Raw genomic sequence first — 8,145 nt, forward strand, 5'->3', positions numbered from 1 at the left:
GACTACGCCAAAACGATGGCGAACGGAGGAGATAAAGTTTGATTTTTTAAATTTTGGGGGGTGATGCGATGCAGCAGACGGAAGGTATAATCAGGGGTGATGAAACGGTTCAGGTTATCGTGTTTAATCTCGGTGATGAGAGGTATGGCGTTGACATATCCCAGGTTAGAGAGATTATAAGACCGAGCCAGATAACCAGAATCCCCAACGCTCCTGATTTTGTTGAGGGCGTGATAAACCTGAGGGGGCAAATAACTACCATAATCAACCTCAGAAAACGCTTCGGAATGGAGCCGAAGCCGATAGACAATAACACCCGCATAATAGTCGTTGAGTTCGAGAATGCGGTTATCGGCATGATGGTTGACACGGTGAATGAAGTGAAGTACCTCTCCACCTCCGACATCGAGGCTCTGCCGAACATAATAACTGCAAGAGATGAGGCAAAGTTCCTCAAAGGTGTTGGAAAGCTCCCAGATGGTTTGCTGATTATGATAGACCTGAACAAGGTTTTGAGTGAAGATGAGGTAGAGAGACTGAGGTGATGCGAGGTAGGATATGAGCAGTGGAGAGAGAGTGCTAAAGATACCAGTGGAGTATTTCGACAACGGGTGGAAAAAAGGAGAGGCCGTGATAACGAAGGATGCAATATCCTTTGCGGGAAATACAATACGATTCAAGGAGATTCAGGACCTTGAAAGGCTGAAATTTGAGGGCAGAGATGCGTTGAGAATAAAAAAGGACGGCAATTATTACCTAGACTTTGGAAGCAGACAGAACCAGATATTCAAATATCTGGCATTTAACCTCAAATCAGACAGATTTGCAGTTTACTTCCTCTCTCCCGCAACACGCGGAGGAGTCGTTGTGAGTGACAGCAAGTGGGAGAAAGGTTACCTAAGCATAACCGATGAAGCGCTTTGGTTTCTGTCAGCTTCAAAGCAAATCAGAATCTCCATTCAGAACCTCGGTTCAGTGGAGAAGGACATCAGGACTGTGGGTAAAAAGCAGAGGGTCGTACTCGTTGTCACACACGTGGAGAATGGGGAGGTGATTACGAGCTTCATTCTATGTCCTGAAACGACCATGGACATGCTCCAAGAGTACATCCAGACATTCATTGAAAAGGCGAAGCCCAAGGAAAAGCTGTCTGAGGTTGAGGAGCAAATTCTCACAATGGTTTATACGGGAGTTGATTCGGTGAGTGTTGAATCCATCCTTGGTGTTACGACTGAAGAGCTCAACAGGATGTATGACAGGCTCGTGGATTTGGGTTTGGCGAGAGTCGTGAAGATAAGAAAAGAAATAGAGCTCACACCGAGGGGTGTGGCTCTCGTGAGTGAGATAATGAAAAAGGCTGCGAGGTGAGGGTATGCCTAAGGTGTTGATTGTAGATGATACGGCGTTTATGAGGAAGCTCCTGAGAAATATACTCTTCTCAGGAGGTTTTGACATTGCCGGAGAGGCCGAGAATGGAAAGCAGGCGGTAGAGATGTACAAGCAACTGAAACCAGATATTGTCACCATGGACATTGTGATGCCTGAAATGAATGGCATCGAAGCACTGAAGGCGATAAAAAAGCTCGACCCAAACGCGAAGGTAGTAATGTGCACGGCTGTGGGACAGGAGCAGATGGTCAAGGCGGCAATAAAGCTTGGGGCAAAGGGGTACATTGTTAAGCCCTTCCAGGCTCCGAAGGTAATTGAGGAGCTGAAGAAAGTTGCTGGAATGAGTTAAAACCATGAGGGTACTCGTTGTCGATGACTCGGCCCTAGTCAGGATGGCTGTGACTGACATACTTAGCAAGGCAGGGATTGAGGTAGTTGATACCGCAAAGAATGGCAAAGAAGCCGTAGAGAAAGCTCTCAAGCTTAAACCCGACGTCATAACTCTGGACATAAACATGCCAGAAATGGACGGGCTGACAGCATTGAAACTGATAATGGAGAAGCAACCAACTCCGGTGGTGATGCTGAGCTCGCTTACAAAGGAGGGGGCAAGAGAGACACTGGAGGCTCTGAAGATCGGAGCGGTTGATTTCGTTACTAAACCTGACGGGGCACTTGTTGACCTCTCCTCGGTTGCCCAAGAACTGATCAACAAGGTTCAGATGGCTGCTTCGACATCCCTGAATGTTCTAAGACTACAGAACCTTAAGAAAATAAGGGGTGAAGTGGTAAGGGGAAACTGGAGGAAAAAGACAAAGGACGTGTGCGTTTTAATCGGTTCCTCAACAGGTGGACCTTCAGCACTGGAGATGATAATTCCGAGACTTCCTGCTGACATACCCGCTCCGATTTTCGTTGTGCAGCACATGCCTCCAGGCTTTACAAAGCAGCTCGCGGAGAGGCTTAACTCTATCTCCGAGGTTGAGGTTAAGGAGGCTGAGAACAACGAGCGTGTCAGAGATGGCGTGGTTTACATCGCTCCTGGTGGGTACCATATGAAGGTTAGGAAGGCTGCGAACGTGGTCAGGATTAAAGTGGTCGATGGTGAGCCGGTAAATGCCGTCAAACCGTCTGTTGATGTTACAGCAGATTCAGTAGTGCAGGCGTATGGAGGCAACGTCGTAGGAGTGATTCTTACGGGAATGGGTGAAGATGGTGCCTACGGAATGAAACTTATAAAAGACAGGGGAGGGCTGACAGTAGCAAGCAGTGAGGACACCTGTGTTGTTTTCGGCATGCCAAAGGCAGCCATTGAAATCGGTGGAATAACCTCTGTAAAGCCCGTTTTCGAGATTGCAGAGGAGATAGTCAGGTTTTTGGAGGTGAAGCTTAATGAGCGATGAAATGGAGGAGTACAAGCAGGAGTTTATCCAGGAGGCGAGAGAGTATCTTGACATAATGAACCAGAACTTCATAAAGGTCGAAAAGGGGGATTTGGATGCCATTAACGAGATTTTCAGGATGGCTCACACGATTAAAGGGATGGCAGGGTTCATGGGCTACAAGAATTTAGAGGAACTTTGCCACAAGCTTGAGAGTGCGATGGGAAAGGTTAGGGATGGGCAGATTGAGGTCACTGAGGAGCTTATAGACGTCATGCTGAAGGCGGTGGATGCAATAGAGGAGATGATAGACAGGATAGAGGACGAGGATAATGACAATGTAGATGTCGAACATATTATTCACACTCTCGCAGAACTCATGAACGCTGAAAAGGATGAATCTGTTAAAGCAGAAAAGCCAGATGTTAAGCCTGATGGCGCCAAGCTCAGAGTTGACGTTTACATTGCCGATGATTGCGTGATGAAAAGTGTTAGAGCGGCACTCGTTATAGAAACTCTCAGCGAAGTTGGCGAGGTTGTTGGAGTCATTCCTGACGAGAAAGATATGGAGAAAGACACCTTTGACGGTCATTTCGTCGTTTATATTAAAGCCCCGAACGCTTCGGCTGTTGAAGATGCCATCAGTAATGTTGCCGAAATTGACAGGTTTGAGATAACGCCAGTTGAGGCTGGTGAGGAGCAGGCGGAAGATGTGAAAGAAGCAGAAATTGGAATTACAGAGAGTGGAATTGAAGAAGAAAAGAAAGCCGGGGATGTGGAGGAGAGAGAAGATGAAAAAGCGGAGTCCAAGATTGACAAAAAGGAGGGGAGAAGAAAAAGGAAGCTTGAAAGCATCAGAGTGAACATCTCCCAGCTTGACACGATAATGAACCTTGTTGGGGAGCTTGTAATAAGCAAGGGAAGACTTTTGCAAATCGCCGCTGAATACGACATTCCTGAGCTTAAAGAAGCGGTTGCGATAATGGACAAGTCGATAACGAGCCTTCAGGATGAAATAATGCAGATAAGGATGGTGAAGGTTGAGAGAGTGTTCAGCAAGTTTCCGAGAATGGTTAGAGATCTTGCAAGAAAGCTCGGCAAAAAGGTTGAATTCACAATGGAGGGTCTTGATACCGAGCTTGACAGGACAGTTCTCGATGAGATAAGTGATCCGCTGGTGCATCTCGTCAGAAATGCCGTTGATCATGGCATCGAGACGCCGGAAGAGAGAAAGGCGGCAGGTAAAGATGAAACAGGTAAGATTAAACTCTCCGCCTGGAGGGAGAAGAACAACATCATAATCGAGCTCGAAGATGATGGCAGGGGTATTGATATCGAGAAGATTAAGCAGAAGGCAATCGAGAAAGGAATTGTTTCACCAGCAGAAGCGGAGTCGATGAGTGAAGATGAGTTGAAGATGCTTATCTTCTCCCCCGGCTTCTCAACAAAGGATAAGGCTACGGAGGTTTCTGGCAGAGGCGTTGGGATGGACGTTGTCAAAACGACTGTTGAGAGGCTTGGTGGCAGCGTGAGGATATTCTCGGAAAAAGGGAAAGGCACGAGGATAAGAATCCACCTACCGCCGACAGTTGCGATTGTGAAGTCCCTGCTGGTGAAGGTGGCAGATGAGACGTACGCGATACCGATATCCAGCGTTGTTGAAGCTCTTTATGTTGATGAAGAGAACTGGAAGGTTATCCACGGCAACCCGTTTATGATCGTCCGTGGAAAGCTCGTCCCCGCTTTCAAGTTGAGGGACATGTTTAATGTGGAAAACGGCAGACCTGAGAGGGAAGTAGGAATAATTGTAGAGAAGGAAGGTGAGAGGTATGCCCTGATTGCCGACGCGATTGCTGAACAGCAGGAGATTGTTATTAAACCCCTCACGGGCTATCTGGCCAAGATTAAGGGCTTTAGCGGGGTAACGATTCTTGGTGATGGTAGAGTCGTGCCAATTCTGGACATATCGAGTTTGTTAGGAGGTGATAGGCTTGCATAGTATTGAGAATTTAGGCGAAATGGAACTTGATGCACTTAAAGAACTGGGCAATATTGGGGTTGGTAAGGCTGCCACATCTTTGTCTCAAATGCTCGGAAAACTGGTTGAGATGAGCGTGCCGAAAGCAATGGTTGTGAAAATACAGAATTTACACAAAGTCATTGATGCAGAAGAAATGGTTGCAGGAGTTGTGACAGGGCTGGATGACATAGAAAACGGGCAGTCAGGATTTCTGTACATAACGTTTCCCGAACCATCATCCCAAAGACTGGCTGAAATACTTCTTGGAAACGGTAGTGACGAGGAAATGGTGGATTCCACACTGATGGAAATAGGGAACATTCTTTCTTCCGCGTTCTGCGATGCTACAGCAGAAATGCTTGGAATAACTCTGATTCCGACTCCACCGAGCTTCGGTAGGGATTTTGCGATCGCTGTTATAGACGCCATAATCTCACAACTGGCTGAGAAAAGTGATTACGTGATTTTCTTCGAGACGAAGCTTGAGGTGAGTGAAGAAGAACTCGAAATCCTTGTGATGCTAATTCCGAATGAGAAGTTTGTAAACTATGTCTTCCAGATGCTAGAAATGGTGGAATGATGGGCAACGAGATACTGGTTGGGGTCGGCGAATTCAGAGTGGCAAAGGGGGCAGTGTTGAAGACGGTTGGACTTGGCTCCTGCATAGGCATAGCTCTCTACGATCCGGTGATCAAAGTCGGCAGTCTGGCTCACGTCATGCTTCCGCAATCCAGCAACGGAACCAAAAGGAGTGCAAAGTATGCTGACCACGCTGTGGAGATGATGATTGAGGCAATGGAGAGGTTGGGGGGTGACAGAAATAGGGTTATTGCAAAGATGGCCGGTGGAGCGCAGATATTCAAGCACATGACGATGGACATGCTGAGAATCGGTGACAGGAACGCAGAGGCAATCAAATCCATTTTGAGAGATTACGGCATAAGAATAGTCTCAGAAGACATCGGAGGCAGCGAGGGGCGAACTGTCTATTTTTTCACATCTGACGGGAGAATGCTCGTGAAGTACAGCAGGGGTGGCGAATTGTGGATTTAGCCTTTAAAAGTCTGGTGGATTACGTCAGCAGAGAGTCCGGAATAGACCTGCATCAGTACAGGGAGAGCTACTTAAGAAGGCGGATTGACCTGAGACTGAAGATGCTTGGGTTGAATGATTACGGAGAGTATTTGAGATTTCTGAAAAGCAACGGAAATGAGGAGATTCAAAAGCTTGTCAGCACCATAACTATAAACGTCACGGAGTTTATGAGGGACAAAACGCCCTTCGAGTTTCTCATGAAAACAGTTCTTCCGGAAATAGCAAGCAGGAAGAGAAGGGTTAACAGTAATGTAATCAGGTTCTGGAGCGCGGGTTGTTCATGTGGCGAAGAACCTTACACTATAGCTATATGCGCCCTCGAAGCTTTAGGGGAGGGGTGGCTGATCTCAATCTACGCCACAGACATCGATGATACCTGCCTCGAAATGGCGAGAGAGGGGTTTTACAAGCCTATCCAGCTAAAAAATCTTGACAGAAGCCTCATAAACAAGTATTTTGAAAAGGAGGGTGATGGATACAGGGTAAAGAGCTTTTTGAAAAAGTATATCAGATTCAAAAAGCACGACTTAACGACAGAAAGGCCGGTATCGAAGTATCTGGATGTTGTCTTCTGCAGGAACGTCATGATATACTTCAGCGAGCAGCAGAAAACAAAGGTTGTGAATGACTTTTACAATGCTCTCGTTGGAGGGGGGTATTTGGTAATAGGCAAGAGCGAAACACTTCCTGCAGGATTTAAAGATAAGTTCGAGTGTGTAAGCCTAAGAGAAAAAATTTACAGGAAAATTAAATAGAGAAGACTTCTGACAGGTGTAAAACCGGGTAACCATTCCTTTTTAGCTTCTTGGCGACTGAGATTTCGCCCGTGATATACACATCGACAAAGGAGGCAGCAAGGACCAGACATGCGGCAGACGAGAGGTCTATGTCAAGCGTCTTACACAGCTCAGCAGCCTTTGAAAGCTGGTCTGCATCCATTTCTACCGTTATGCAGTCTAAGAACTGAGCAACAAGAGAGAGCAATTTTTGAAGGTGTTCCGGCTCGGCCTTTTTCTTCACAACGGAGTCAAGAACTTCGTATCTAACCGTTTCAGGAACTCGAAGTGGTACTTTTCCATTAAATATCATCTCTTTGAGCTTTTGGCACTTTGGGTTTTCCCCGAACAGCAACTCGTCGATAGCCGGCGCGTCAGCTATCACTTTTATCACCGATTAATCAGGTCTTTCATGGCATCGATCTCCGACCATACGTTTTTCAGCTTCTCAAGCCCTATTTTTTCTTCCAAGTTCTTTCGAAGAAACTCACTCCAGTTAATGTCTACTTTATCCATTTCTGATTTCAGGTACTCAGGGATTCTAAACGAAATCGTGATGTCCATTCTTTCTTTCCCTTCGCCCATGTTTTGTTCTTTTTTTTTATTTTAATAAATTTTGCCCTTTTGTTTTTAATCACATTTTTGATACAAACTGCGTTACGTTACAGCTATACTACACGTAAAGCTAATATGTATAACACACTCACAAGTAGTAGTGAGATGGTCACGATGATGAGTGTTGAAAAAATTAACGGAAAGATTGAAATTTACAAAACCGTAACACACCCCGGGTCGCTGAAAATTCTTATGGTTTTAAATAGAGGTTCCGCTGGTTTTACGGGAATAATGTTTGAATCAAAACTGAGCCCGAGCGTTCTGAACAAACTTTTGAAAGACCTTGTAACCCACAATATAATCAGCAAAAACGGAAGAGAATATGTTATAACCTCTAAAGGTGAGCAGATACTCCGCATTTTGCTGGAGCTCACAAATGCACTTTGATGTTTTGCATTTTTCTTCTTCTGAGTGCTGATTTTACTTAATAGATATCTCTTTTATTCGAGGATTTACCTATTGTATAGTCCCGAAATTTTTGACCTTATAAACCCTACCTCTCATCCCCCAACACCTCATCAAATAGCTTGGCTGCCGGACCAACTCTAACTTCCACAGGCAACCTGCTCCAGAAAGCATCTTCAGGAGTTTGGAGATACCATTTCGTATCTAAGCTCTCGTGGAATCTGACGTTGTTGTACCAGTAAACGAAGTCATCTAAGCTTTCAAAATCATCCCTATGCATGTTGTAGCAGTCAAAGAACTTCTCTACCTTCCCGTTTGTCTGGGGATGCTTTACTCTTGCTGTAATCAGCTTTATACCCAAAGATTTTGGTCCTGTCTCATCATACTTGGAATTTCACCTCCACCATATAACCCTTACCAACCAACTTCCCAACAAACGACTCATACCTCTCCCTCTCAGCAT

At 45.6% G+C, this 8,145-nt stretch carries 12 protein-coding genes; 9 read left to right on the plus strand and 3 right to left on the minus strand.

Annotated features, from left to right (window positions below; all coding sequences use genetic code 11):
• The first annotated feature begins 68 nt into the window (after positions 1-68).
• From H0Z19_RS11000 to H0Z19_RS11035, 8 genes are read left to right on the plus strand one after another with little or no spacing between them, the layout of a single operon-like run.
• Entirely contained in the window at positions 69-545 is a 477-nt protein-coding gene (locus H0Z19_RS11000; protein WP_290726590.1) for a chemotaxis protein CheW, read from the plus strand.
• 13 nt (positions 546-558) lie between these two features.
• The gene (locus tag H0Z19_RS11005; protein WP_290726592.1) at positions 559-1,368 is read left to right on the plus strand and encodes a CheF family chemotaxis protein; all 810 of its coding nucleotides are present in this window, start codon (positions 559-561) and stop codon (positions 1,366-1,368) included.
• A gap of 4 nt (positions 1,369-1,372) precedes the next feature.
• Positions 1,373-1,738, plus strand: a complete 366-nt coding sequence (locus H0Z19_RS11010) for a response regulator (protein ID WP_290726594.1) — start codon at positions 1,373-1,375, stop codon at positions 1,736-1,738.
• Between the two features lie 4 nt (positions 1,739-1,742).
• Positions 1,743-2,792 carry a chemotaxis response regulator protein-glutamate methylesterase gene (locus H0Z19_RS11015; protein ID WP_290726596.1) on the plus strand — a complete coding sequence of 350 codons (1,050 nt, stop codon included), beginning with the start codon at positions 1,743-1,745 and terminating at the stop codon, positions 2,790-2,792.
• Positions 2,782-4,770, plus strand: a complete 1,989-nt coding sequence (locus H0Z19_RS11020) for a chemotaxis protein CheA (protein WP_290726597.1) — start codon at positions 2,782-2,784, stop codon at positions 4,768-4,770. Before H0Z19_RS11015 ends, H0Z19_RS11020 begins: the two co-directional genes overlap by 11 nt.
• Positions 4,754-5,371, plus strand: a complete 618-nt coding sequence (locus H0Z19_RS11025; protein WP_290726599.1) for a chemotaxis protein CheC — start codon at positions 4,754-4,756, stop codon at positions 5,369-5,371. Before H0Z19_RS11020 ends, H0Z19_RS11025 begins: the two co-directional genes overlap by 17 nt.
• Positions 5,368-5,844 (plus strand): chemotaxis protein CheD, encoded by a 477-nt coding sequence (locus H0Z19_RS11030; RefSeq protein WP_290726601.1) that lies wholly within the window; start codon positions 5,368-5,370, stop codon positions 5,842-5,844. The genes H0Z19_RS11025 and H0Z19_RS11030 overlap by 4 nt, the downstream gene beginning before the upstream one ends.
• Entirely contained in the window at positions 5,835-6,641 is an 807-nt protein-coding gene (locus H0Z19_RS11035) for a protein-glutamate O-methyltransferase (protein ID WP_290726603.1), read from the plus strand. The genes H0Z19_RS11030 and H0Z19_RS11035 overlap by 10 nt, the downstream gene beginning before the upstream one ends.
• On the opposite strand, the gene H0Z19_RS11040 is transcribed toward H0Z19_RS11035, so the two are convergent.
• Together H0Z19_RS11040 and H0Z19_RS11045 are read right to left on the minus strand one after the other, a co-directional pair.
• Positions 6,634-7,056 carry a hypothetical protein gene (locus H0Z19_RS11040; RefSeq protein ID WP_290726604.1) on the minus strand — a complete coding sequence of 141 codons (423 nt, stop codon included), beginning with the start codon at positions 7,054-7,056 and terminating at the stop codon, positions 6,634-6,636. The genes H0Z19_RS11035 and H0Z19_RS11040 overlap by 8 nt on opposite strands.
• Positions 7,053-7,247 carry a hypothetical protein gene (locus tag H0Z19_RS11045; protein WP_290726606.1) on the minus strand — a complete coding sequence of 65 codons (195 nt, stop codon included), beginning with the start codon at positions 7,245-7,247 and terminating at the stop codon, positions 7,053-7,055. The genes H0Z19_RS11040 and H0Z19_RS11045 overlap by 4 nt, the downstream gene beginning before the upstream one ends.
• 144 nt (positions 7,248-7,391) lie before the next feature.
• Between H0Z19_RS11045 and H0Z19_RS11050 the strand changes: the two genes are divergently transcribed.
• Positions 7,392-7,664, plus strand: a complete 273-nt coding sequence (locus H0Z19_RS11050) for a winged helix-turn-helix domain-containing protein (protein ID WP_290726608.1) — start codon at positions 7,392-7,394, stop codon at positions 7,662-7,664.
• A 106-nt stretch (positions 7,665-7,770) separates the two neighbouring features.
• Here H0Z19_RS11050 and H0Z19_RS11055 read toward each other — a convergent pair whose 3' ends face one another.
• Entirely contained in the window at positions 7,771-8,043 is a 273-nt protein-coding gene (locus H0Z19_RS11055) for a hypothetical protein (RefSeq protein WP_290726611.1), read from the minus strand.
• Between the last annotated feature and the right edge of the window lie 102 nt (positions 8,044-8,145).

The sequence above is a fragment of the Archaeoglobus sp. genome (genome assembly GCF_017656475.1).
In the GTDB taxonomy this organism is placed as follows: domain Archaea; phylum Halobacteriota; class Archaeoglobi; order Archaeoglobales; family Archaeoglobaceae; genus Archaeoglobus.